At 44.5% G+C, this 25,197-nt stretch carries 20 protein-coding genes; 7 read left to right on the top strand and 13 right to left on the bottom strand.

Annotated elements, in window-relative coordinates:
- Both M1B78_RS03270 and M1B78_RS03275 read right to left on the bottom strand, forming a co-directional pair.
- Positions 1-3,402, bottom strand: coding sequence for a TonB-dependent receptor (locus M1B78_RS03270; RefSeq protein ID WP_242364375.1), 3,402 nt, complete (start codon positions 3,400-3,402; stop codon positions 1-3).
- Between the two features lie 235 nt (positions 3,403-3,637).
- On the bottom strand, positions 3,638-4,651 hold the full coding sequence (locus tag M1B78_RS03275; protein ID WP_035457734.1) for a FecR family protein: 1,014 nt from the start codon (positions 4,649-4,651) through the stop codon (positions 3,638-3,640).
- A 137-nt stretch (positions 4,652-4,788) separates the two neighbouring features.
- Between M1B78_RS03275 and M1B78_RS03280 the strand changes: the two genes are divergently transcribed.
- From M1B78_RS03280 to M1B78_RS03295, 4 genes are all read left to right on the top strand, one after another.
- Positions 4,789-5,367 (top strand): RNA polymerase sigma-70 factor, encoded by a 579-nt coding sequence (locus M1B78_RS03280; protein WP_022401932.1) that lies wholly within the window; start codon positions 4,789-4,791, stop codon positions 5,365-5,367.
- A gap of 354 nt (positions 5,368-5,721) precedes the next feature.
- The gene (locus tag M1B78_RS03285) at positions 5,722-6,216 is read left to right on the top strand and encodes a hypothetical protein (RefSeq protein WP_346015106.1); all 495 of its coding nucleotides are present in this window, start codon (positions 5,722-5,724) and stop codon (positions 6,214-6,216) included.
- Complete coding sequence (locus M1B78_RS03290; RefSeq protein ID WP_257939884.1) at positions 6,213-7,142, top strand: ThuA domain-containing protein; 930 nt, start codon at positions 6,213-6,215, stop codon at positions 7,140-7,142. Before M1B78_RS03285 ends, M1B78_RS03290 begins: the two co-directional genes overlap by 4 nt.
- Before the next feature lie 5 nt (positions 7,143-7,147).
- Entirely contained in the window at positions 7,148-9,562 is a 2,415-nt protein-coding gene (locus tag M1B78_RS03295; RefSeq protein ID WP_257939885.1) for a glycoside hydrolase family 9 protein, read from the top strand.
- A 77-nt stretch (positions 9,563-9,639) separates the two neighbouring features.
- On the opposite strand, the gene M1B78_RS03300 is transcribed toward M1B78_RS03295, so the two are convergent.
- The gene (locus M1B78_RS03300; protein ID WP_257939886.1) at positions 9,640-12,273 is read right to left on the bottom strand and encodes a valine--tRNA ligase; all 2,634 of its coding nucleotides are present in this window, start codon (positions 12,271-12,273) and stop codon (positions 9,640-9,642) included.
- A 186-nt stretch (positions 12,274-12,459) separates the two neighbouring features.
- Here M1B78_RS03300 and M1B78_RS03305 point away from each other — a divergent pair, with 186 nt between their 5' ends.
- The gene (locus M1B78_RS03305) at positions 12,460-13,530 is read left to right on the top strand and encodes a DUF3810 domain-containing protein (protein ID WP_257932106.1); all 1,071 of its coding nucleotides are present in this window, start codon (positions 12,460-12,462) and stop codon (positions 13,528-13,530) included.
- A gap of 29 nt (positions 13,531-13,559) precedes the next feature.
- Positions 13,560-14,384: a nucleoside triphosphate pyrophosphohydrolase gene (mazG, locus tag M1B78_RS03310; RefSeq protein WP_257939926.1), complete on the top strand. Its 825-nt coding sequence runs from the start codon at positions 13,560-13,562 to the stop codon at positions 14,382-14,384.
- 129 nt (positions 14,385-14,513) lie between these two features.
- On the opposite strand, the gene M1B78_RS03315 is transcribed toward mazG, so the two are convergent.
- The 8 genes from M1B78_RS03315 to rpsA form a co-directional block, all read right to left on the bottom strand.
- A complete protein-coding gene (locus M1B78_RS03315) occupies positions 14,514-14,987 on the bottom strand; it encodes a hypothetical protein (RefSeq protein WP_176468451.1) in 474 nt (157 codons plus the stop codon).
- A gap of 25 nt (positions 14,988-15,012) precedes the next feature.
- On the bottom strand, positions 15,013-15,378 hold the full coding sequence (locus M1B78_RS03320; protein WP_257932114.1) for a hypothetical protein: 366 nt from the start codon (positions 15,376-15,378) through the stop codon (positions 15,013-15,015).
- A gap of 47 nt (positions 15,379-15,425) precedes the next feature.
- Positions 15,426-15,980: an RNA polymerase sigma factor gene (locus tag M1B78_RS03325; protein WP_257939887.1), complete on the bottom strand. Its 555-nt coding sequence runs from the start codon at positions 15,978-15,980 to the stop codon at positions 15,426-15,428.
- Positions 15,981-16,035: 55 nt separating this feature from the next.
- Positions 16,036-16,950, bottom strand: a complete 915-nt coding sequence (locus M1B78_RS03330; RefSeq protein ID WP_176468449.1) for a ribonuclease Z — start codon at positions 16,948-16,950, stop codon at positions 16,036-16,038.
- A 146-nt stretch (positions 16,951-17,096) separates the two neighbouring features.
- The gene (locus M1B78_RS03335) at positions 17,097-17,894 is read right to left on the bottom strand and encodes a hypothetical protein (protein ID WP_257939888.1); all 798 of its coding nucleotides are present in this window, start codon (positions 17,892-17,894) and stop codon (positions 17,097-17,099) included.
- Between the two features lie 73 nt (positions 17,895-17,967).
- Positions 17,968-18,423 carry a hypothetical protein gene (locus M1B78_RS03340; RefSeq protein ID WP_257939889.1) on the bottom strand — a complete coding sequence of 152 codons (456 nt, stop codon included), beginning with the start codon at positions 18,421-18,423 and terminating at the stop codon, positions 17,968-17,970.
- Complete coding sequence (locus M1B78_RS03345; RefSeq protein WP_257939890.1) at positions 18,423-18,950, bottom strand: hypothetical protein; 528 nt, start codon at positions 18,948-18,950, stop codon at positions 18,423-18,425. Before M1B78_RS03345 ends, M1B78_RS03340 begins: the two co-directional genes overlap by 1 nt.
- Before the next feature lie 107 nt (positions 18,951-19,057).
- Entirely contained in the window at positions 19,058-20,854 is a 1,797-nt protein-coding gene (rpsA, locus tag M1B78_RS03350; RefSeq protein ID WP_136010485.1) for a 30S ribosomal protein S1, read from the bottom strand.
- Between the two features lie 195 nt (positions 20,855-21,049).
- On the opposite strand from rpsA, the gene M1B78_RS03355 reads away from it, so the two are divergent.
- Entirely contained in the window at positions 21,050-21,871 is an 822-nt protein-coding gene (locus M1B78_RS03355) for an alpha/beta hydrolase (protein ID WP_257939891.1), read from the top strand.
- Positions 21,872-21,874: 3 nt separating this feature from the next.
- Here M1B78_RS03355 and coaW read toward each other — a convergent pair whose 3' ends face one another.
- Complete coding sequence (coaW, locus tag M1B78_RS03360; protein WP_136010487.1) at positions 21,875-22,705, bottom strand: type II pantothenate kinase; 831 nt, start codon at positions 22,703-22,705, stop codon at positions 21,875-21,877.
- Positions 22,706-22,805: 100 nt separating this feature from the next.
- On the bottom strand, positions 22,806-25,127 hold the full coding sequence (locus M1B78_RS03365) for a DUF5686 family protein (RefSeq protein ID WP_257939892.1): 2,322 nt from the start codon (positions 25,125-25,127) through the stop codon (positions 22,806-22,808).
- Between the last annotated feature and the right edge of the window lie 70 nt (positions 25,128-25,197).

A 25,197-nucleotide genomic window follows, 5' to 3' on the forward strand; every position in this document is an offset into this window, starting at 1 on the left:
TTAAAAGTTTATGTTTAACCCAAAGTTATAAGTTCTCATCAACGGATATGCCAGGTTGGCTCCCCAATCCCTTTCCTCACGTTCGGGGTCAGCATCCTTCAAAGCCTTGTTACAGAACGTAAGCAGATTTGAACCATTGACAAAGATACGGGCACTGTTCAACCCGATTCTTTTCATAAATGATTTTGGCAGATTGTAACCGATCTCCATACTCTTCAAACGGAGATAAGTAGCTTGCGGAAGCCAAACGGAAATACCATAATTCCATCTACTACCATTATCCGAAGTATTAGAGAAATTGTGGCGTAATGCCGGATAATAGCCGGCTACCCATTGTGTGGCAGGATTATACGGATCATCTGTTATATTTGCAGGATGCCAACGATCTACATATTTCGCAATTAAATAAGATTTATTTGTCTTGCCACCATATCCCCAAACATCATCATTGGCATATCCGATGGAGTAACCGGAAGCTCCTTGAAACAGCATATTGAGATCAAAATTCTTATAAGAAGCCGCCAAAGTCAACCCATACTGGATAGGAGGATTTGCACCGGTTGCCCAAAACTCCGGAACACGGTCACTGCTGTTAATTCTACCATCACCATTCAGGTCAAGCAATCTGTAACTACCCGGAAGCATCTTAGAGTTACCCAAGTTCCCACCAATCAAAGGAGCCGTTTCATACTGTTCCAAAGAAGTATATTGGCCATCGTATTTATACAACCACATCACATTACTGTTACGGTTTTCCTTTCCATTCAGCCATCTATCCATAGAACTGGTATATTCGGCATGTTCCACATGCAGACTTCTTTCACGTGCATACGTAAAATTAGCACTTACTGAATATGAGAAGTCCTTACCGATTTGTCCTCTGTGTCCCAATTCAATCTCAAAACCCCGGTTCCGGTTAGAATTCAGATTTTCCTTCGGGAAACTTGCACCAAATGTATCAGGAGCAGATTGTGCACGGTCGGCCAAAATGCCTTCATTCTTACGATTGAACCACTCGATAGTACCACTCAACTTACCATTCCATAAGTCAAAATCCAGACCTACATTGGAAATAGAAGATGTAACCCAAGAAAGCCGGTCGGTCACTACACCAGGAGCTACCATACCCATAATCTGGCTGGTACCATCAAAAACATAACCATTGGAAGCCGAATTATAAGCAGATACATATTGGAAAGGATCACCGGCATCATATCCACTTTGCCCAAAAGAACCCCTGATTTTCAAATTAGTAATAAACGGCAAATTGTCCTTGATGAAACTTTCTTCCGAAAGTCGCCATCCGGCACTTACCGACGGGAAGAACGTCCAACGCTTAGAAGGAGCATAACGATAAGAACCATCATAACGCCCTACTACTTCCAACAAGTATTTACCGGCATAATCATAGTTCGCACGCATCAGATAGGCTGCTAAACGGCCAAAACTACGATACCCTGAATTGGTAGCTGTACCCGGACTTGCCTGATTCAAAATATCATTAGTAAATAACTCTGAATATTGCCGGGAACCGGATAATTCATCGCGTCGTGTACTGCTCAACTCTGCCACAGCTGTCACATTCAAATTGTGCTGATTGAAAGAACGCATATAATTAGCCTGCAACCTACCATAAATCTTCTGATATATTCTCATCGTATTGGAATAAGCATCAGTACTACCTCCCGTACCGGCAGGCGCATCTGTATAATAATCATACAACGGATAAGAACGATTTAAAGAAGAGTTGTTACGATTGTTACCGTCAAATGACCCCAAAAGACTCAATGCCAACCCTTTTACAAAAGGAACTTGCCAATTCAATTCCACATCGGCAGAATACGTCAGGCCTCTGTTCTTGCGATAACCGTCTATATCCGGATCAACCAACGCAAAAGGATTCTTGTTTTCAGGACCGATTGCAGACAAATGATTGGGATTATTAATCGTATGAGTACCGATACCACGGTCATTAACCATCAAAGTCTTAAAAGTCCACATAAAATCCTCTCTCGGCCTTTGGGTTTCATCCCAACGCCCGGACAGATTCACATTCAGTTTCAGCCCTTTCGTAAGCTCTGCAGTCAGGTTACTTCTCAGATTATATCTATGATAGTATTGGATACCACTCTTCAGCAAACCATTATCGCCATTATAGCCGAAGCTCACATAATATTTCACCTTATCCGTTCCACCTCTCACAGAAACAGTATGCGATTGCTGGAACGCCAGTTTATTCATAAACATGTCAATCCAGTTATTGTCTGTATAACCCTTAGCCCCGGTTCTATACAGTTCCAGAATATCGTCAGTGTATTCAGGGGCAGCCTGGTCATTACGTGCCCTTTCATTGGCCAACATGCGATAAGTATAAGCATCTACCGTTTCTTCCATACCCGTGGCATTCTTCATACCGAACAATGCCGAGTAAGATACTCTGGTCTTTTCGGCCACACCTTTTTTGGTAGTAACAATGATTACGCCATTAGCCGCATTCATACCATAAATAGCGGCAGAAGCATCTTTCAAAATAGAGATACTTTCTATATCCTCAGAATTCAGCTGTGCAAGTTCTTCAGTACCTTCACGCGTGATACCATCAATTACCACCAACGGGTCACCATAACCGCGAATGCTCACCATATTGTCGAAAGTTCCCGGCTCTCCGGTTTTCTGGCGAATCAATAGTCCCGGCATCTTACCTTGAATATTGCTAATCAGATTCTCGGTCTTGGTCGTAGCTATTTCATCAGCACCAATGGCTGCAATGGCACCGGTCAGTGATTCTTTCTTCTGTACACCATATCCTACAACAACCACTTCATCCAATATCTCAGCATCTTCTACCAAAACTATCTTGAACGAATTTCGGCCTGCAACCTTTATGTTTTGTGTCTTATAACCTACATAGCTTATTATAAGAGTAGCATCAGAGCCCACATTGGTCAGAATGAAATTACCGTCAATGTCTGTTATGACACCGTTGGTAGTTCCCTGCACCAAGATACTGGCACCAATCACCGGTTCACCGGTTGCATCGACCACAGAACCTTTCACCGTCGCAGCCTGCAAAGCCATCTGTACCCCATCAGCTCCTACAGCTTTATCATAAAGGATTATATTACGGTCCAATATCTTATAGCCTATATTGGTTCCTTTGAATACATCGTTCAGAACCTTGAATATGGTTTTGTTATTTGCCCGGACCGATACACGGCGCTTAACGTCAATCTGCTTGTTGTTGTAGAAGAAAACAAATTCGGTACCTTGTTCCAGCTCCGTCAGTACTTCATCAACAGTCTTGTTCTCAAGAGCAATGTTTACCATTGTCTTTTGAGCATAACCTTCATTGGCAAAAGTCATACCAACCAAACAAAACAACATAAATAATGTGCATCTCATAGCAAGAGGAATTTTTTTCATGCATCTCATCAGGACACTTTTTGCCCTAAATGATTGGATACAATAGTGTTTTTTCATAATTTTGTATTGATTTCTAGTGAAAAAATAAAGTTACTTTATCTGTCGCCAAACAGATATTTAAAAGTTACTGTGTTTCATGCAGGAAAATGCGCCAACATTTTCCTGCATGTTTTTCTAAACGGACTTGTGTTTCATCATACTACTTTTTAAAGGGTTAATAAACTTCTATTACCTGTCTCTCGGCATCCACATCACCATCTTCAACAAACTTGAAATGAATATTCGAGGATATTCGGAAGTGCTCCAATATTCGCTCCAAACGTTGTTTGGTAAATGTAGCCGTAAAGGAATTCTGCTTCAATGAAGCCTTTTTCAGAATGAATTCCACATTATATCTTTTGCTCAAACTCTTCAATATATCTTCAAACGGAGTGTTCCTGAAAATCAAACGTCCGTCCTTCCAACATGTTTCCACGTCTACATTGACTTCTTTCACAACGACCTTTTCCCGCACGATATCATAAATAACCTTTTGCCCCGGTATCATCATTACATTATTTCTCCTGCCGTTATTCACATAGGAGAAACTGACTTTACCCGAAACCAAAGTGGTCTGTACCGTCCTGCTCCCTTTGTAAGCCTCTACGTTGAACTCCGTTCCATGTACCACTATCTTGGAATTGTTCAGCGTGCCGACAATGAACTTCTTTTCATCTTTTGCGACAGAAAAGAATGCTTCACCCACCAACTTCACTTCCCTTTTATCATCGGCAAATCGGGAAGGATAGCGCAACGACGACGACGAGTTCAGAACGACTTCCGTTCCATCCGGCAATTCGACAGAAGTAGTCATTCCCGGATTTGTCCTGACTTCCATCATATGTATCTCTTCTTTATCCTTGTCCCAATAAAGGATAGACCACGATACCATCAAAGGGATGAATAAAATGGCGGCCGCCCGTTGCATCCCTCTAAATAATACCTGATACCTATTGACCTTTTTCTGTTTCATCTTACGATGTACATCCTCCAAGGCCTTCTTTACATCCAGCCTGGATGAAATCTGCGCCATGTCCGCCGCCAGACCGAGTGTCTGAACCTGGCGGGCTGTCCTGCGGTTCTCTTCCGATGCTTCCAGCCACTCCTCTACCAGAGCAGTTTCATCCTCCGTTGTCTCTCCTTCATAATAGCTGAGAAGCAGGTTCTCCATTCCCTCTCTTTTTACCATAATTTTTATTGCTAGCTTTAATCTAAAGACAAACGGGTGAAAAGAACTCCTAAACAAAAAACTAAAAATATTTTATATACTTAGATTATAATAGGAAAAAAAGCTATTTTTGCCCAACAATAATGAACCCCCACCCTATGAGAAACATACCATTAGAAGATACATCTTTATTATCCGCCATACAAAAAGGAGATAGAAGTGCTTTTGATGTGTTATTTCAAAAGTACTATTCAGTGCTCTGCACCTACTGCTATCGTTTTGTCCGGTTGGAAGATGCAGAAGAGATTGTTCAGGACGTCATGCTATGGCTTTGGGAAAACCGAGAAAGACCCGTTATCGAATATTCGCTCAAGCAATATCTGTTCAAGGCTGTCTACCATCGTTGCATGACCCGGATTGCCCAAAATGAAGTGAAGCAACGGGCAGACACCGCTTACTATGAACGAATGTTCGCCATGCTGCAGGAGGTGGATATCTATCAAATCAACGAATTAAGCAAGCATATACAAAGGGCCATCAACGAACTGCCGCCTACTTATAGGGAAGCTTTCATCATGCATCGTTTCCAGAATCTGAGTTACAAGGAAGCTGCCGAACTACTCAACGTTTCCCCCAAAACGGTAGACTACCGCATTCAGCAGGCTTTGAAGATATTAAGGGTCAAGCTGAAAGATTATCTGCCACTGATATTGATGCACCTGCTCACCTCGCATTAAGACCATACACAAGCAGAACGTCCCCTATACCGTGCCGGCTACACACCGGGACTTAGCCCTAAAGAGTATAGGACTGAGAGGTCAAAACATCCGAATGTTTTACCCCAATACATGGGGATGTTTTCACCCAAAACACCCGGATGTATTACCCAAAAACATCCGGGTGTTTTAATGGAAAGGATGCGGATGTTATGACCTCTCAGTATACGGGTCAGACCGGTTCAGTCCTGATGGGAGAGGCACTAAGTCCCTATACATCCCGTATTCATTAATTATTCTAAAAAAAGTTAGGGAAAACTCCGGGCCACCGGTCATATAAGCAAGAAGTAACCCTATTATTATCATAACCTCAAAATGCACGCAATGAGAAAACTGATTATCCTATTGTCGGCGCTGGTGTACGTCATCCATGCACAAGCGCAATTTTCAGTGACAGCCCATCAGGAAGGATGGGACAATATCCCTCCACAAGTACAAAAACCGGGATTTTCCTTTCAGCAATCCGTACTTGCCAATATGGACGGGGACGATGCCCTTGAAGAAGTAATGCTTTTCGGACGTGACAACGGACACTACCCCACTTTCGACCTTTTCAAGGCCTACTATGCAATCGTAGACAACTATACCAAAGAAATACAATACATTTCCGACGAGATTTATGTCACCGACAAGTACAATCTCCTTGTAGAAGACCGCAACAAGGACGGCATCTCCGAGCTCTACATATCCTACTTCAAAGACGGAAAGTTCAGCGTAGACGAACAAGGTTACAATCTGCGCACCACACGCTGCTACGACCGTATAGAATGGAACCCTATTGGCAAAAACTTTAAATCTTCCGGAAAATGAAAACAAGACTGACACTTATCCTGGTACTCCTTATTTATATAGGAGCTGCCTCGCACACACACGCACAGCAAAAGAAAGTAATCAAAACCATGATGATAGCCGGGCAGGACGGCAGCCATTACTGGCAAGGCGCCTGCGAAGCCATGAAGCAGATATTGGAAAACAGCGGAATGTTCAAAGTGGACTTTGCCTTTACACCCGACTTTGGTGGAGACATCGCCACCTTCAAACCCGATTTCCACCAATATGATTTAATCGTCATCAACTACGGCGGAGCTACATGGACAGAACCCGTACGCAAGAATTTCGAGAAATACGTTGCCGATGGAGGCGGTGTGGTAGTGATACATTCCTCCGTCGTCCCGATGGCCGACTGGAAAGAATACAACGAGATAATAGGCATGGGGGCCTGGGACGGACGAAACGAAAAGGACGGTCCGTATCTGTACTGGAAAGACGGACAATACGTCTACGACTACTCTCCGGGGTATGCCGGCTACCACGGCTTGCAGCACGAAACCGTCATAGAACATCGCGCCCCCCATCATCCTATCCTGCAAGGATTGCCTCCTCAATGGAAACACTTCAAGGACGAGATATATACCCGCCTACGCAGTCCGGTAAGAAACATGGAAATATTGGCCACCGCCTACGAACGCGGACGGCATGAACCGTTGATGTGGACAGTAAGCTACGGGAAAGGGCGCATATTCGTCGACCTCCTGGGGCACTGCGGCAACGACCCGAACATGACTTACTCCATGCGCTGCACCGGTTTCCAGGTGACTTTACTCCGGGGATGCGAATGGGCTGCCACCGGTGCCGTCACCCAAGAAGTTCCCACAGATTTCCCACTGAAGGATACTTATACATTACGTCCGGAGTTCAAGGCTCCTTTTCATGCTTACCCTGAAACCAAACACTGAATACCATGAAATACATCATCCGAACACTGCTGCTGGCATGCTGCTGCATGCAGGCACAAGCACAAGCTCCGTGGAAACCCGATACGGAACTGGAGAAACAATTACAGCAAAGCAATCATGTGCACCGCATAATGAAAGCTAATCCCGCACACGCCGGACTGACGCGGTGGGAAAAGAAAGAGGTATTGAAAAGCAGGGTACTCCCTCTGGCCGAAGATTTCGGTGCTCTGCGCCATACCGGACCCGGAACCATACATGTAGACCGTAAAGTCACTGTCTCAGGCAAAGGAAGTGTCCGTCTGGACACTCCTGCCTCCTTGGGCAAGAAGAATCCAACAAACCGGAATTACGCCACCCCGGAGATTATCCGTCCCCTCGACCGGGAAGACTTGCGGGAATACAACCGCTTTTCCGTTTGGGTATATGTGGATGCACCGGGCGTTTATCTGACCTTTGCCGGATTCACCCTATACAATGAAGGGGAGAAAATCATGCCGACTCCCGGACGCTTTGAAGGACAACACTTCGAGACTGTCTATCCCAACAAATGGCAGCACATCATATGGGAAATACCGGACCTATACCGTGATTGTGTCACCGGCTTTTCGGTAAACATCATGCTGGCAGGTGCTCCTGCAGGAGCCAGCGAACACATGAGCCTATACATAGACGACATGCGCATCGAAAAGGTAGAAGCGGAAAACAGCCGGGGATTCGACCTGCGAAAAGATGCAATGGCCTACTGCCACAGCGGATACAAGCCGGGAGCACGCAAGCAGGCTTTGGTGCAGCACGTACCGGAAAGGACTTTCAGCCTACACGATGCCGCCACGGGACAAACCGTTTATCAAGGTAAGGCCAGTCCTCTGAATCAGGACAAGAAGCAGGACAAAGGATTTCTTGTGCTGGACTTCAGCAGTTTCAATACGCCCGGACAATACTTCCTCTCCATCGGCGACGTACAATCAAAGCCTTTCCCCATCGGAAATGATGCCTACCTGTCTACCGCCTGGCACACGCTGAACTTCTTCTTTTCCGAACGTTGCGGTTTCGACCAGCCCGGCATTCATCAGGAATGCCATCAGGATGTATTCGCCTATCATCCCGACGGACGGAGCATGAGTATTGCCGGAGGATGGCACGATGCAGCCGACCTGACTCAAGGAACGGGAAATACAGCCGAATCGTGCATCGCCCTCCTCGAAATGGCCGGTGCCGTACAAGGCAAAGACAGTATCTTCTACGAACGCCTGCTGGAAGAGGCACGCTGGGGAGTGAACTGGATTCTGCGTACCCGCTTCGGTGACGGCTACCGACTGGGCGGACTGATTATCGGCATTTGGACAAAGAATATCCGTGGTGACAAAGACGACATGCAGACAGAAGCACGAAATACGCCTACGGACAATCTGAAAGCCGCTTCCAGTTGCGCACTCGCCGCCCCTCATTTTGAAAAGAAAGACCCGGTGTTTGCCCGGTGGTGCCGGAACAGTGCCATTGAGGATTTCCAATTCGCCATCGACCTGCTGGATACACAAAGGACGGAACAGAACGAAACCGAACTTTATGCCCTTGCCACCGTCACAGCCATGCGTTTGTACCGCCTTACACAAGATGTTTACTATCTGGACTGGGCAACCCGGCTGGCACGTACCGTCATGGCGGGCCAACAGTTGGAAAAGCGTACCGACTGGAAAATCCCCCTGCGAGGTTTCTTCTATGAATCTTCCCGGAAAAAGCGTATTCTGGCCTATTATCACCAAAGCCAAGAGCACTTGATGGCCGAAGGACTCTCGATGCTACTGACAGATGCCCCCACCCATCCGGACGCCCCGTTGTGGAAGGCATCCTGTGAAGCCTATGCAGACTATCTACGCGGGATTTCACAACTGATTGAGCCGTACGGCATACTGCCAAGCGCCGTATACGAGGTGGATAATACCGATTATAAGAATCTGTACCACGAAGGAGAGCAGGTAGGGCTTCCCAGCCTGGAAGAATACAATACACAAGTGCGCAACGGCATCCCTCTCTCGAAGGATTTCTATCTGCGCCGTTTCCCCGTCGCCTATCAGTTCAGGGGATTCCACGCTGTTGTCATGGGCAAAGCCAAAGCAGCCTTTATTCTTGCACGCCTATTCAACGACAAAGCGTTAAGGGATATTGCAACCCGCCAGGTAGAATACATATTAGGCTACAACCCGTTTGCCATGAGTACCGTTTATGGAGACGGATATGACTATCCGCCGCTTTACGGGGCATACGCCGGAAATGTTGTGGGAGCCGTGCCCGTAGGAATCGAAACATTCGAAAATGAGGACGAACCCTACTTCCCGATGCAAAATAACTGCACTTACAAGGAAATCTGGACACACACCACCGCACGCCTGATGTGGTGCGTAGCAGAACTGTTCAAATAAACAGTTCATTATACCGCTAAAAAAAGCTCCGGAGTTGAAGGTTCCGGAGCTTTTTCTCTGTTTTATGTGATGGACAGTTATGCCTTTTTCAATGCTGCAATACTTTCCTTGAGAGATTTGATGATACTTTCAGCATCTGCCTGCTTCTTGCGTTCCATCTCAAGAACGGCGGCAGGAGCATTATTCACAAACTTCTCGTTACCCAACTTCTTCAATACGCCTTGCAGGAATCCTTCCTTGTGCTTCAGTTCAGCCTCCATACGGGCTATCTCGGCTTCCACGTCAATCATGTTACCCAAAGGTACGGCATATTCCGTAGTACCTACCATGAAGGAAGCAGCACCGTCGGCCTTGTTCTCCACCACATTGATGGACGAAAGGTTACACATTTTCGTAACAACCGCGTTGAACGCCACAACCGGATTCTCACCGATAACCTGCAACTCAAGTGCCTCTTTTTGGGCGATGTTCTTCTGCAAACGGATGGAACGGATATTGCTGATAACCTCTTTCACCACTTCAAACTCCCGGATGATATCCTCATCTACCAATGCCGACATTGACAACGGGCTTACCATCAAGCTCTCACCGTCTGTACGGTCGCAAAGATGCTGCCACAACTCCTCTGTAATAAATGGCATGAACGGATGGAGCAGATGCAACAAGTTATCAAAGAAACCGATAGTTGCTTCATACACTTTCCGGTTGATGGGCTGGCCGTATGCCGGTTTAATCATTTCCAGATACCAGGAAGAGAATTCGTCCCAGAACAGTTTGTAAACAGCCATCAGCGCTTCACTCAAACGGTACTTGCTGAACAAATCAGCCACTTCGGCAGCCACTTCATTCTGCTTGGCCTCAAACCAGCGTATTGCCAGTTCTGAAGCTTCCGGTACCGGAACTTCCGCACTGACTTCCCAACCTTTAATCAGACGGAAAGCGTTCCATATCTTATTATTGAAGTTACGTCCTTGCTCACACAGTGCATCGTCAAAGAGGATGTCATTGCCAGCAGGAGCTGAAAGCATCATGCCCATACGTACACCATCGGCACCGTATTTCTCAATCAAATCCAGCGGGTCGGGAGAATTACCCAACGACTTGGACATCTTACGTCCCAGCTTGTCACGGACAATACCCGTAAAATAAACGTTCTTGAACGGCATCTTGCCTTCGTACTCATAGCCTGCCATAATCATACGGGCTACCCAGAAGAAGATAATGTCCGGACCGGTCACCAAGTCGCTGGTAGGATAATAGTAGCTGATTTCCTCATTGCCCGGATTATTGATACCGTCAAACAAAGAGATAGGCCACAGCCAGGAAGAGAACCAAGTATCCAAGCAGTCTTCGTCTTGACGAAGGTCTTCCTGTTTAAGACCGGCATTACCCGTTTTCTCTTTTGCCAAAGCCAAGGCTTCTTCGGGAGTGGCAGCCACTACATAGCCACCTTCCGGCAAGAAATAGGCAGGAATACGGTGTCCCCACCACAACTGGCGGCTGATACACCAGTCCTTGATATTTTCCAGCCAGTTCTTGTACGTGTTCTTATATTTGGCAGGATAGAACTTCAATTCATCATTCATTACCGGCGGCAAAGCCATGTCGGCAAAGTGCTGCATCTTCAGGAACCATTGCATGGAAAGCTTCGGTTCGATGGGCACATTGGTACGTTCGGAGAAACCTACCTTGTTGGTATAGGCTTCCACTTTTTCCAGCAATCCGGCAGCAGCCAGGTCCTTCTCAATCTGCTCGCGCACATCGAAACGGTCCATGCCGATATACAAGCCGGCAGCTTCACTAAGCGTTCCGTTATCATTGAAGATGTCGATGCTCGGCAGGTTATACTTTTCACCCAGCATGTAGTCGTTCACATCATGGGCAGGGGTTACCTTCAGGCAACCGGTACCGAACTCGATGTCTACATAATCGTCCTCAATGACCGGAATCACGCGTCCTACCAACGGAACAATCACCTTCTTGCCCTTCAACCAAGTATTCTTGGAGTCATTCGGATTGATACACATGGCAGTATCTCCCATGATGGTTTCGGGACGGGTGGTAGCAACCACTGCATAACGTCCTTCGGGGTCACCTTCTACCATGTACTTCAGATAGTACAGCTTGCTGTGTTCTTCCTTGTAGATAACTTCCTCGTCACTAAGAGCAGTCAGCGCCTTCGGGTCCCAGTTCACCATGCGGACACCACGGTAAATCAAACCTTTGTTATACAAGTCGACAAAGACCTTGAGCACGCTTTCACTGCGTTTCTCGTCCATAGTAAAAGCCGTACGGTCCCAATCGCAGGAAGCGCCCAGCTTGCGGAGCTGCTTCAAGATGATGCCACCGTGTTCATCGGTCCATTCCCAGGCGTGCTTCAAGAACTCGTCGCGGGTAAGGTCCGTCTTCTTGATGCCTTGTGCGGCAAGCTTATTCACCACCTTGGCCTCGGTAGCAATGGATGCATGGTCGGTTCCCGGCACCCAGCAGGCATTCTTGCCTTCCATACGGGCGCGGCGTACCAGAATATCTTGTATGGTATTATTAAGCATGTGTCCCATATGCAACACACCAGTGACGTTGGGGGGCGGGATGACGACGGTGTAAGGCTCACGACCATCGGGTTTCGAACTGAATAATTTGTGGTCCAACCAATACTGGTACCACTTTCCCTCCACGTCAGCGGGATTGTACTTACTTGCTAATTCCATGTTTTTAAATCTCTATAATTAATTTATTGCGAATAACGGGCGCAAAATTAATGAATTAAAATTTAAATATATATTTTTGTCCCTACAAAATGAGTCAGGAGTTAGTAGGAGTTAAAGGGAGTTATCGCCCTCCGGGCTTAGGAGTTAGAGGTCGATAGTCCTCTTAATGGTAGGTTGAAAATAAAAATGAGAGACAAATTGAAAATCCGGTATGTCGTATTAATCGTATTACTGTCTGTTGTATGGGCAACGCAGCTCATTCCAATATTGGGAGAAGTATATGCACAGTCTGTATATCCGGTGATTTCCCATTTCTTGTCCTCCTTTTCAAAACTCATGCCTTTTGCCATAGGCGACTTGTTTATTTTCCTCAGTGTACTCGGACTTCTTTTCAATCCAATCAGGGCACGCTATATCCAAAAGAAAAAGTGGAAACAGATTCTGCTGAACGAAATGGAATACTTGCTGTGGATATATGCATGGTTCTATCTGGCATGGGGACTGAACTACTCACAAAAGGACTTTTATGGCAGGACAAACATTCCTTATACTGCCTATACTCCCGAAATCTTTCAGTCATTTGTAGACAACTATATCGACAAGCTGAATGCTTCCTATACAGATGTCACCTCCATTGACGAACCATTGGTCTGCCGGGAAAGCGTACACGGATACAACCAAATCAGCGATACGCTGGGGATACACCGCCCTCCCCACTCCTCTCCGCGCGTAAAGACCATGCTTTTCACTCCGTTCATTTCCATGGTCGGTGTTACGGGAAGTATGGGACCTTTCTTCTGCGAATTTACACTGAACGGTGATTTGCTACCATCGCAATATCCCGCTACTTATGCCCACGAGCTGGCACACCTTTTAGGCATCACCAGCGAGGCAGAAGCCAACTTCTACGCTTACCAGGTCTGCACCCGTTCGCAGGTGAAAGAGATTCGTTTCAGCGGCTATCTTTCCGTGCTATCACATGTGCTGGGTAACGCCCGCCGACTGATGAGCGAAGAAGAATATACAGAACTATTTAATAGGATACGTCCTGAAATCATGGACCTGGCTCAAAAGAACCAGCAATACTGGATGGAGAAATACAGTCCGCTCATCGGAGACATCCAGAACTTTATCTACGACTTGTACCTTAAAGGAAACAAGATTCAAAGCGGACGCAAGAACTATTCGGAAGTAATAGGATTGCTTATCTCTTACGAAGAATGGAAGAACCACGGGAAAGTAATTCCGGAAGAATAAACAATATAAATGGTACATTAAACAATATAATCATGCATACAAGAAAAGAACAAATGGAAGCCTTCGGCCGCTTCCTCGACATACTCGACGAGCTGCGCGAGAAATGTCCCTGGGACCGCAAGCAGACCAACGAAAGCCTGCGCCCCAATACCATCGAAGAGACTTATGAACTTTGCGACGCCCTGATACGCGATGACAAGAATGACATCTGCAAAGAGCTGGGCGACGTACTGCTGCACGTAGCATTTTATGCCAAGATAGGCAGTGAATCCGATGATTTCGACATGAAGGATGTTTGCGACTGTCTTTGCGAAAAGCTTATCTTCCGCCATCCGCACGTATTCGGTGATGTAAAGGCCGAAACCGCAGGCCAGGTTTCTGAAAACTGGGAACAGCTAAAATTGAAGGAAAAAGATGGGAACAAAACAGTGCTGAGCGGTGTACCCGCTGCCCTACCCTCACTCATCAAGGCCTATCGTATCCAGGACAAGGCCCGTAATGTAGGATTTGACTGGGAGGAACGCGAGCAGGTGTGGGATAAGGTAAAAGAAGAAATCCAAGAATTCCAGGCTGAAGTCGCCCACATGGATAAAGAAAAGGCTGAAGCTGAATTCGGCGATGTCATGTTCAGCCTCATCAATGCTGCCCGCCTCTACAAAATCAATCCGGACAATGCGCTGGAACGCACCAACCAGAAGTTCATCAACCGATTCAACTATGTAGAAGCGCACAGCATCAAGGAGGGCAAAAACCTCCATGACATGACGCTGGAAGAAATGGATAAGCTATGGAATGAAGCGAAAGCACTGGAAAAAGAAAGCAAACAAGATGATTCTTCTAAAGGTCAGGTTTAGCGGGCTAAAGCAAAGGTTTAGGGAACTAAAGTAGAGGTTTAGCAAGGCCAAAACGAGGTATCTATCATTTAAAAAGAAGGTTGCTCACATCATTGTGGCAACCTTTCTTAATTTGTATTCATTCACTATTCATCTTTTCCCTTGTGTTTTCCGTGGAGAAGCATCCCCCTTTTTATGCATGCCTTTCAGCAGATCACGATGGAAACGCATTTCAGCTCTTTGCACCAGATAAATCTTTTTACAAGACAATATCTTCTTGAATTTATCAAAGTAGGTCTTGTCCAACCGGTCAGAAGCAATACGGGCATCATATACGCCTTCCATAATTTCCTCATACTGGGCTTCGGTTGTTTTTTCGTCTTTCCCTTGCCGGAGCAGTTTCCAAGCCTCGTCATTGAGCTGTTTCTTCCGGTCTTGCAATTCAAAATACAATGGGAAGAACTTGTCCGCTTCCTCACTTGTCAGTCCAGCTTTCTCGGTGATAAACGCTTTTTGTCTGGCACGGAACTCTTCGGGTGACAGATGTTGGTCACATCCATCACTAGCCCAAAGCAGGGGCATCATGCCACATATCATAACCAATAAAACAATCAGTCTTTTCATTTTTCAATAGTTGAGTGTTGTTACCTTATTCTACATCAGAGTCTGCCAAATAAACATACAATGAATAATCATCCAGCATGGAATTCTCTACGGCCATATTAATATATTCCATTTCTGTTTCCGTATCATCAGCAGCTATACGCTCCACAGAGGGAGTATGCTCCGAAGAAGCCACGCGGATAATCAATGCAGCACCTATAAACATGGCGGTCATATACAACCAAGGCCTTACCTTCTGCCATATTGTAGGCTCTGTCTGCACAGCAGTGAGTTTTTCTTTTTCGGGAAGCCGGTTCATTACCTCTGAAGTAAGATTCTCAAAGTAGCCGTCAGGAACGCGGAAAGGATTTTCCGTCCCTATCTTTTTCAGTATTTTATCTTCTTCTTTCATAAGCTTTCTCCTTTCTGTTTAATTAGACATTGTTTTGTGGCAAAGGTTTAATACTCCTCACCCAAAAACTTTTCTATTTTCTTCACGGCATGGTGATAGGAAGCCTTCAAGGCACCTACGGAAGTACCAAATATATCGGACATCTGTTCGTATTTCATTTCCTGGTAATACTTCAGGTTAAACACCATACGTTGTTTTTCCGGCAAGGCAAGCAAGGCTTTTTGCAAAGCCATCTCTGCTTTATCACCGGAGAAGTAAGGATCACTTTCAAGCTTTTGAAGTGCATCTGCCTCGGGGTCATCCAAAGAGACTGTGGAAGCAGCCCGTTGTTTGTTCAGAAAAGTGAGGCATTCATTCAAGGCTATGCGATAGAGCCAGGTAGAGAGTTTAGCCTCTGCCCTGAAATAATCTATATTAATCCATGCTTTAATGAAAGTATTCTGAAGTAAATCATTGGCATCTTCATGAGAGAGGACCATACGACGAATCTGCCAATACAGCTGCTCGCTATATTGGGTAACAATCATCTCAAATCCCCGCTTTTGTGTGCTTTCGTCTTGTAGAAGAGCCAACACTTCGCGTTCATTATAGGAAGGGGTCATATGTTTTTCTATTCGCATTTATTTTTTAGACTGCCAAAGATACAAAAAGTTTAATTCATACCGATACACAAAGTGTCTCTTTAGCAAGCTGTGTGTCCGGAAAGATGGCAACAGCTTCTTTCAACAGAACATTTTCATTCTCATAACGGGCAGAAAAATGTCCTATCATCAATTTTTTTGCTCCTGCCTCCCTGGCTATCCATGCAGCCTGCGTGGCTGTGGTATGGAATGTCTCCTTGGCACGCGGCGCATCTTCATCAGCAAAAGTAGCCTCGTGAAATAACAAGTCAACTCCTTTTATCTGCTCTACAATAGAAGGCAAATAAATTGTATCCGAACAATATGCATAACTGCGGGGAGATTCAGAAGGACGCGTCAAACGGGCATTTGCTATAATTTCTCCCTCCGGAGTTACATAATCGGCTCCATTCTTAATGCGATTCAACTCATATACCGGCACCTGATAAAAGTCTATCATTTCACGGATGATATGGTTAGGACGCTGCTTCTCTGCAAACAAAAAGCCACAGCATGGCATACGATGGCGTAAGGGAATGGTAGTAACCGTCAACGAACGGTCTTCATAAATCTGTATCGGTTCTTTAGCATCAAACTCATGGAAAAGAACTTGGTACGTCATCTGTTTATTAAAAAATTCCAACATAGGCACCAGCAAATCTCTCAGTCCTTTGGGAGAATGGATATGCAGCTCGGCTGTACGTCCTAAAAGATTAAGTGTGGAAACCAACCCCAATAAGCCAAAACAATGGTCTCCATGTAAATGGGAGATAAAGATATGATTCAAACGTGAAAACTTCAGATGCGATTTACGGAACTGCAACTGCGCTCCTTCCCCACAATCAATCATAAACAGCTTGTCGCGCACATTCACGATTTGAGACGTAGGGAAATGACGCGTTGTGGGTAAAGCGGAACCGCAACCAAGAACATGTAACTCAAATTTTTCCATAATGTGACAAATATAGCGATTTATCCGCACAAACACGAAAAAGAGGATTGCAAAACCGACAGTTTTCTCAATCCTCTCCTCCATATTTACGTATAAAAAGCTCAGCGCATTTCTTACAGTGCGTATTATATGCAAAAAAATATCCTCTATTTCAAGAGCATTGTTATCTCAGCAACACTGAACATAAACTCCGTACTATCACCGGAAACATCCCCCACATAGCGATAAACCAGACCTTTGTTATTCTTCACACATGCCTCCAAGAATACTTTCAATGCCGGCTCTGACACATTCAAGGACCCCTTGACATTTTGTTTCATCTGCTCCTCATTTCCTTTCAAGGAAGCTATATCCATAGAGTTCTCATCTATAGTATAAGTATAGACCACGTTCTCCACCTCTATCACCAGTTTCTCAAGCACGGTGACTTCGTCCACTCTCATAGGACAAGAGATATTGGTGGCTTTCACAAGTTCCTCCAGTTTCTTCTGTTCGCTTTCTTCCTTCGAAACCTTCTGATTCAAGATGTTTTCCAAGTCCTTTGTATCCAGCAGACACTCTGCCTCTTTCCCCGTAGTATTCCCTTTATAAACGAATTTCATCCCGGATTTAGTATCAACCACCATTTCCAACAGTTTCCTGATATTGTCTTTAGGATTACTGAACATGGCGATTGTAGTTGACTTCATGACATCCGGATGCTTTTCCCAAGCCTCAAAATCCGCATAATCTTCGTTCATCAACATAGAATATACCACATTAGTTCCGTCAAAAACAATGCTTGACACCTCGCCAACCGTCCCCATACTCATCGGACACTGCTTGTTGGCAATTTCTATGGCCATTTTTAATTTAGACTTCTGACTGCATGCAGTCAGTAACATCAATGACAGGCAAGCGAACAATACCGTCTTCCCCGCACTTTTGAACATATTTTCCATCATAAATAAAGATTTATAAAAAGAAAGGACACTTGTAATATAAGTGCCCTACTCTTAATTTATAGTTTAATAATAGTTACTTCTTTCCAGCTTCCATCTGCTCTTTCAAAGCAGCCAGAGCATCGATGTCACCCAATGCAGTAAAGTTCTTATCTTCTATCATATCCCAGCACACTAATATTAAAAGAGACTGGAAAACGTTCATGCCTCCAACAGCAATCTCAAGATAATCTGGAAAGCCCATGTATTTCAAAGTAAAGCAAATTACCAATTCACCAATCCAGCAACAAGCACATATCCCTATTCTCAACTTGAATGTCAATTTACCAATATCAGTATCTCTTGCTTTATATTTATCTATCTTGTCTACATAAGCACATAGAAAATAGAATAAAGCAGGGAAAGGCACTAAAAGCAATGAAACCCATGACAGCCAATGCAATTTATGTCTCTGAAAATACCTGACCCACAAAAGAATAGCAACTCCCCATGTTATAGGAATGGTATATAATAAAAACAATACTGAAGTCATTATTTAATACCTATATTATCAAACATTCCCGCACAATCGGCTGCAGCAGTCGCAGCTAAAGCTACCGTAGAAACCGGTCCAGTACAATCTACAATAATCCCCATTATACTTCCTTCCATATCCTTTCTCAATTGAGCATATTTCTCTGCGACACAGCCCGTAAAAGAAGTTGCCGCTCTAGTTTTCAAATTATTTTCTATCTCAATATCCGAAAGCACACCCTCTGCATTATAAAACAAAGTTGCAATCTTTATACCTTCAACATAATGAGTTAAAGTAAAACTACCATCACTATTAAAAGTCTGCGTTAATTGAGTTATTACTGCTTTTTTCAAAAATTCTGATTCCACAACTAAATCATAGACTTTAACCCCAGAAGAAAAACCTCTCGTTAAAGCATCCACAGGTAACACTTTACCATAGATTTCACAACCCTCATAATTAAAAGTAAACTGTTCTTGTTTCAATTCATTCTTTTCAAAATTAGCAACTAAACTTTCATTAGCTGACCGTTCACAGCCAAACATTACAATTAACAATAAAAAAACAATACCTTTTTCATTTCCTTCAATTTAAATAGTCCATATCACAAAAAAGGCCCACTAAAAAGTGGGCCTTCTATTCTATCTCAGAGTTACTTCTTTCCAGCTTCCATCTGCTCTTTCAAAGCAGCCAAAGCATCAATGTCACCCAGAGTAGTAGATGCAGCCTGATTTTGGATGGCAGGAGCAACGTCTTCTCTCTTATTGGCTGACTTCTTGGCAGCAGCCTTCTTTTCAGCTCTTTCTTCTGCCTTTGCAGCATCTTCGAAGATACGGCTGTGAGAAAGGATGATACGCTTAGCGTCCTTATTGAACTCGATTACCTTGAACTCAAGTTTCTCGTCCAACTGAGCCTGTGAGCCGTCTTCCTTAACGAGGTGTTTCGGAGTAGCGAAACCTTCTACGCCATAAGGCAGAGCCACAACAGCACCCTTATCCAGCATTTCGATGATAGTACCTTCGTGTACAGAACCTACTGTAAATACTGTTTCAAATACATCCCAGGGGTTTTCTTCGAGCTGCTTGTGACCGAGGCTCAAGCGGCGGTTTTCCTTGTCGATTTCCAATACCTGCACGTCAATATCAGCACCAATCTGAGTGAATTCAGACGGATGTTTAACCTTCTTCGTCCAAGACAAATCAGAAATGTGAATCAAGCCATCAACGCCTTCTTCGATTTCAACAAATACACCGAAGTTAGTGAAGTTGCGAACTTTTGCAGTGTGCTTGCTGCCGATAGGATACTTCTCTTCGATAGTTTCCCAAGGATCAGACTTCAGCTGCTTGATACCCAAAGACATCTTACGTTCTTCACGGTCTAAAGTCAGGACTACTGCTTCCACTTCATCACCTACCTTCATGAAGTCTTGTGCAGAACGCAAGTGCTGTGACCAAGACATTTCAGATACGTGAATCAGACCTTCAACACCGGCAGCAATTTCGATGAATGCACCATAGTCAGCCATAACAACTACTTTACCATTTACATGATCACCCACCTTCAGATTACCATCCAAGGCATCCCAAGGATGCGGAGTGAGTTGTTTCAAGCCAAGAGCAATGCGCTTCTTCTCATCATCGAAGTCAAGGATAACGACGTTGAGTTTCTGGTCGAGTTCAACCACTTCTTTCGGATCGCTGACACGGCCCCAAGAAAGATCAGTGATGTGAATCAAACCGTCTACGCCACCCAGGTCAATAAATACACCATAGGAAGTGATATTTTTAACGGTACCTTCGAGGACTTGTCCTTTTTCGAGTTTACCGATGATTTCCTTCTTCTGTTGTTCCAGCTCAGCTTCGATAAGAGCCTTGTGAGAAACAACCACGTTCTTGAATTCCTGATTGATTTTAACAACCTTGAATTCCATAGTTTTGCCAACGAATACATCGTAATCGCGGATAGGCTTCACGTCGATTTGGGAACCCGGCAAGAAAGCTTCGATGCCGAATACGTCCACAATCATACCACCCTTTGTGCGACATTTGATGTAACCCTTGATAATTTCTTCGTTTTCCAAAGCAGCGTTTACGCGATCCCAAGAACGGGTAGCACGAGCTTTACGGTGAGACAGTACGAGCTGTCCTTTTTTGTCTTCCTGATTTTCGATGTATACTTCAACAGTATCACCAATCTTAAGCTCAGGGTTGTAACGGAATTCACTCATCGGAATGATACCGTCTGATTTGTAACCGATATTCACAACTACTTCACGCTTGTTCATTGCAATTACGGTTCCGTCAACTACCTCGCGGTCGTTAACCTTATTCAACGTATTGTCATACGCCTTTTCCAGTTCTTCGTGGCTTGCACTGGCTACTGATTCGCCGTTCTCATAAGCATCCCAGTTGAAGTCTTCAATAGGAGCTACATTCTTTAAATTTTCCATTAATAAATAAATTGTTTAACTCGTTAATTAAGTGAGACTTTATGTTGACTCATTGTAAATCGGCCGCAAAGATAGAAGTATTTTCTTGAACTACAAAACAAAAAGCACTCAAAACAGCAGTGGAATAATCAATTAAAGAACAAAAAAATAGTACCTTTGCATCGTTTCATTTATACATAATTTCAATAATTTATCATGAAAAAAATAATCGCATGCATTTCCATCATTTGCTATACATTATTATGTTATAGCCAAAATCAGGCAACGGACAACAACTACCGTACACAAAAGAACATTTCCTATCTTCATCCCGGCGAAAAGGACAGTTATAAGCTGGAGCGTTGCAAACTCGACCTTTATTATCCTACTGATAAAAAAGGATTTGCCACCCTTGTCTGGTTCCACGGTGGAGGACTGGAAGCCGGAGAAAAACATTTTCCGAAGGAATTCCTGGGGCAAGGCTACGCCGTGATAGCCGTAAACTACCGACTCAGTCCGCGTGCGCAAAATCCTGCCTACACGGAAGATGCCGCAGAGGCCGTTGCTTGGACTTTCGAGAATATAGAAGAATTCGGAGGAGATAAAGACAAAATATACATAGCCGGTCATTCAGCCGGTGGTTATCTCTGTCTGATACTCAATCTGGACAAGAGTTACCTGGCAAAGTGGAATATTGACGCCAACAGCCTGGCAGGTGCTTTCCCCATCAGCGGACAGACCACTACCCATTATACCATCCGCAAAGAACGCGGGCTGCCTTCCGACACTCCGATTATAGACAAATATGCTCCTTCCAATAACGTAAGAAAAGACGCTTCACCCATGATACTTATCACTGGCGACAAAGAGTTGGAGATGCTGGCACGCTATGAAGAAAATGCCCATTTGTATGCTCTTCTCAAAGCATTGGGACAAAAATCCACCCTCTATCAGATGGAGGGATTTGACCATGGTACGGTGGTCACTCCAGCCTGCACTTTGATAAACAGCTATATGAAGAAGGCAGGCAAGAAGTAACCACTATCCTTGCCTTTCTTTTACGTATGCCAATGCCGCTCCTATCGCTGTTCTATATTCAGCATAGGGCGGTATATGGAAATGTACATGATAGATATCATCCATTTTAGAAAATACCTCCCGGCACTGGGGCAGTTGGGTAAGATTTCCTATCAGAACAAAATCCTTAATAGGACTGTTCAAAGCTGACAGTACAGCAGCTCCTCCAATGGTTTGAAGTACAGTACAGATGATGCCGCAAGCAATATCTTCTTGGGAAGCATTACTATCCGCCTTTCCGAAAAGGGAGGCGGTGGCGCTTACGGGTAAGTCAGGCAAAGCAACATTACAAATGTCACCTATTTGCAAGTTGATACGGGTCACATCCCCTTTCTCTGCCAACTCGGACACCTGATGGATGTCATGGGTTTTCAGTAGCAGCCTCGACAACCCCTGCAAGGTACCTCCACCAATTCCCAAACCACCAATATGCTGTATCTTATCTCTGTCTATTTTCACAAAAGAAGTACCGGTACCCATACTGACCACAATCAGTTGGTCTATCTCCGTCGCATGCCTGGCTCCCAAGCCATTGGCAATAAACTCATCCGTTTTGCGGGTAGGCAATCCGTATAAAGGACTGTCGACAAATGCGCTTCCTACTCCTGTCAGCATCACCTGCTCCACATCAGACAACTGTATGCCATTGTCATAAATATACTTGCCGAATGCTCCAAACAAGGAAGTCACCGGATCGGTTGCCGTAATAAACATTGGAGACTGTATCTGCCCCTCATTGATTCCAACGATTTTCGTGGTACTTCCACCCACATCTATTCCTATCACTATACCCATAGTTACAAGTAATTTGCAGCAAAGGTACGAAAGAAACGATAATTGACAATTGATTAATGTGATAATGTGCCAATATACTAATTGTCAAATTACCACATTGCTATTTGTTAAACAGTTCGAAGGTGAATTTGCAACCTATTTCCTGATACTTCCAGTTGGCAAAGCTGGCAAATAAGCCAAAGTCAAAGACATGGGTACCAATACCATAACCCACTTCCAGATAAGGCTTCAAGTGAGGTACTACCAGTACATTCAGATACAGACGTTCATTCAATACATACTGGGTATATTTCACCAGATGGCGGAGCAGAAGGAAAGGCGCTTCATAGGTAAGATGTCCGCGGATATATCTGCGGGAAGAGTTGTACCATCGTCCGTCAAGCAACTGGAACACCCCGCCAATATCATCATTCCAGCCCATAGGAAGATTGGAACGCCGCAAATTGGCAAAGTCCACAAAGTATAGCTCTTTCTGATTGGTGAACTCTCCCCAGCCAAAGCGCCAATAAATATCGCGCATCAGTCCCAAAGAAATCTGATGCTGCAAATCAATCTCCACACGTTCGTATGAACCACTACTCTGCAACACCCCGCTGATTCCCCTCTCCCAATCTACCGAAATGGAAGGATACTTGGAATGAAGATTTACCTTGCGGTCACCGTTCATATAATAATATTGTCCTGGAGTCCAGGACAGACGAACACGGGGGGCAAAACTATTATAAGTATGGCGAAACTTATTCAGGATATTCGGGTCGAAATTCGGAAAGAATGACGAGCCGCCGGAACCTACGTTTGTCGCTGATTTTACTGATGGCATACTCGGATAGTTAAGCTCAAATCTGGAACGGTTCACTTCCGTACGTCTATGCATGGATATGCCGACTTCCAGCGACAAGCCGTTCACTAGCTCCCAGCTATGGCGCAGATTCAGATACAAGTCCTTGAAATAGTCCAAATGTATCTGGTTGAAATCAAAAATACTGTCAGGAATAGCTTTCAGGTCATCCAGCACATCACTACTATAAATCCGGTTTCCATTACCAAATTCCAGATGAAGCGCCGCACGCTTACGAGGCCAATAATCGAAGTCAGACCTCACCCTCCAGTAAAATTCCTTCTCTCTAAAGTTATAACCTATCCGGGGAACAACGCGTAGCAGGCGGTCGCCCTTAAAAATACGGTTGTACTTGAATTCTTGCCGATACGAAATTCCATGTGTACCGCTATAGCTCAAAAGAAACGGATTAATTAACGGTGAACAACGCACGCTCCCCAATTTATCCAAGTCTACCGTATAACGACTAATCAGAGCATCGCCAATCTGTCCCCAGAATTCCAGATTCTTATTGACCGATTTCTTTTTCCGGGCGAGCGTATCCCGACGTAAGAAAAAATCCTGATACAGAGTCTCCTCATGCGGGGTTAACGGAACGGGACGTAAAGTTTTAAAGTAGGCGGTATCACGCCGAAAAGCGTTTGTATCTGTACGCAACGTGTACGAATCGGACAAATCATACTTGCTCTTCCATGCCGACTTTCTTATGTCACAGCCGGGAGCCTTCTGAATGATATTCTTATAATCGAGTACAGCTTCATAAGTACCATCTACCACATTTCCCAAAAAACGGAATGTCGCCTCCACGTCATACTGCAATGGCAGGAACTCGTCCGAGTCTCCCACATTTCCCATTTTCACCAGGTTGTTGAACCTTACCATCTCATTGCGTCCGGAAAAGCGCATCTCACGCACACTCCACACGTTGTCACTCACTATCAGATAACCGCCCACCAACTGAAAGCTCTTACTTTTGGGCATAAAGCGGATTTTATACTGAAGGGCATGCCTCTCGCCCATCACCGTATCAATCCGGTAGATATAATATTTCCTGGCATTGGGAGCTAAGGGAGAAATCAGTTTATCATATAATAAAGTAGAAGAATAGATGTTGACATGGAAATATTCAGGCAATCGTCCGTCCAGTTCCCAAAACTCGGAAGCTGTGCCGACACTTGCCTTTACCTTTTGGTCATAGATGTCAGGAGCTGTAAAATGTAAATCGCTATAAGTTTCCATCATATATTCCCGCACCCCTTTCTTGGGCCGGAACATGGAAGGGATATAGCGAAGAATATGATTCTTCTTACGAATGTTCACCCAGCCTTTTATGTAAAGTTCAGCTTTATAACTCTCAATAATACGTTCATAAAAAGGAGCAAAGAAGATGACTTTCTCCATGATGGAGTCTGCCGAACTCACATATTTGTCAACCGGATAAGATATACGCTCCGCCCCTGCCTTCTGTATGAAAGAAAACAAGAAGCAAATCCCAACCCATATAAACAATAAACGTTTCAACCGCAATCTCTCTTTTTTGAACCGGAACAAATATACGGAAGAATTTGTGTAATGCAAAAACATGTTTCATAAAGAAGAAAAATGGCGTACAACTCTTTCATCCAGAGAAATTAGAGAGTTCCACTTCAATTCC

This window comes from Bacteroides muris (ex Fokt et al. 2023), from assembly GCF_024704895.1.
GTDB lineage: Bacteria > Bacteroidota > Bacteroidia > Bacteroidales > Bacteroidaceae > Bacteroides > Bacteroides muris.